Here is a 1,841-nt window from a genome sequence, read left to right as displayed (position 1 = left end):
CAGCGAGGCGCTTGAGCTGGTGCCACAGGTCCTGGCGCAGATCGGCGAGCTTCGGCTGCTCTTCTGGCGTGAAGGCCAGCGGTCGGCACAGGCGCTGGGCGCGTAGCCCCAGCCGGGCGCTGAGAAGGCCGGTGGCGAGCCCCTGGCCCGCCCGAGCGGAGAGCCGCGCGGTCAAATCCAGCGAGAGCATGTCGACGCTGACGTCGGTGGCGAGTTCGCTGGCACCGGCGAAGGCCATGTTGTGCAAGACGTTGCGAAACAGGCGCAGGCGGCTGGCGTAGCCGAGCTCCAGCCCGTAGAGCCGGCAGAGGCGGTCGACCATGGCCAGGCTTCGCCAGGCGACCAGCGCCATGTCGACCAGCGTCAACGGGCTGATCGCCACCATCAGGGCCGTCTCGCCGGACATGCGTGTCACCAGGCGCTTGGCCCTGCGATCGCGCGGGGCGAGCAGGTGATAGCACAACAGCGTCTGGACCTCGGCGCCGCTGTGGTGTGGCTGGCAGGCGCGCGTGAACGCTTGCCAGTTCGGGTCGTCATCCGTGAGCTTGAGCTGCACTTTCAGCTTTTGCGCCAGTGACGTGGCTTGCTCGAAGGAGCAGTGGGGGAGGGTGGCGAGCTCCTCGCGCAGTCGGTCGTGGCGCTTGAGCCGCTTGAGCCGGCCCAGCTCTTTGACCAGCGATGCGCCGCCGAGGGTAATCAGCCCGAGGCCAAAGACCTGCCAGGCCACGCTCAGCCAGGCCGAGCCTGCAATGGCATCCGGAATGCCAGTGGCGAACTCGGCGGCTCCCAGGCCGCCTGCACCGATCAGCGCGAACATCAACCCCCAGCGGCGCTTGCGCGGCGCGCCCAGGTTTTCCTCGGGCAGCGCGCGGACTTCCGGCTCGGCCAGCGGCGCATCCTCGTGCAGCGGATCGAAACGCTCGCCAGCGCGCAGCGGCTCATCCGGCGGCGGTGTATCGTCGAGGCTGAACTGGCGGCGCGGGTTGGGCGTGGTCATTGCAACTTGTCTCCAATCAGCCAGTCGAGGGCGGCGTCCATGCGGATATGATCGAGCGCGTCGCTTTCGCGCTGCATCGGGCGAAAGCTCGGGTAGTCGAAGCCCTGGCGTTGCCAGAAGTCCGCTCCCGGCAGCCGGTTCGGCACGTCCCCCGGGTAGAGCAGCACCTCTTCGCCCTCGAGGGTGGTGCCGCGCAGCGCCGGCGTGCGCTTGCCGTCCTCCTGCACCTCGCGGGCAGCGGTGGCGCGAATGGCGGCGAGCGAGAACGCCTTCACCGGCACGTTGGCGTAGCGCAGATCCTTCAAGGGCTCGGCCAGCAGGGCCTCCAGCAGCGCCACCACGTTGGCGTGCTGGTCCGGGGTGACGTGGTCCGCCTTGGTGGCGGCGATGGCGAGGCGGTCGATCTTGGGCGCGAACAGCCGCGTGAGCAGGCTGCGCTTGCCGTAGTCGAAGCTCTTCATCAGTTGGCCAAGCGCGCGCGAGAGATCCTCGAAGCGCTCGGGCCCGGCGTTGAGCGCACCGAGCACGTCGACCAGCACGATCTGGCGGTCGAAGCGGCGAAAGTGGTCGCGGTAGAAAGGTCGCACCACCTGCTGCTGGTAGTAGCGAAATCGCGCCTTGAGCGTGGCGTAGAGGCTCTCCTGCGGCAGCGCTTCCAGGGTTTCCCGGGGCTTTGTCAGATCCGGCAGCGGGAAGAACTGCAGTACCGGCGCGTCCTCGAGCTCGCCGGGCAGCAAAAAGCGCCCGGGCTGCAGATCGGAAAAGCCCGCCTGCTTGGCGCGCTTCAAGCCCTCGGCGTACATCTTCGCCACGCTTGCGAGCGTGGCCTCGTCGACCTCGGCGG

Annotated in this window: 2 protein-coding genes; both read right to left on the bottom strand. The window is 68.6% G+C overall.

Annotation, left to right across the window (positions count from 1 at the left end):
• Positions 1-997 (bottom strand): YcjF family protein (locus BIS11_RS16455; protein ID WP_253586570.1); only part of this gene is annotated, 997 nt, incomplete at its 3' end.
• A partial coding sequence (locus BIS11_RS16450; protein WP_253586569.1) for a YcjX family protein occupies positions 994-1,841 on the bottom strand: 848 nt, incomplete at its 5' end. The genes BIS11_RS16450 and BIS11_RS16455, both read right to left, overlap by 4 nt.

It is taken from the genome of Halomonas sp. 707D4 (assembly GCF_024158685.1).
Taxonomy (GTDB): Bacteria; Pseudomonadota; Gammaproteobacteria; order Pseudomonadales; family Halomonadaceae; genus Vreelandella.
Note: the sequence above shows the minus strand (reverse complement) of the source record. Positions and strands in the feature narration are given on the sequence as shown.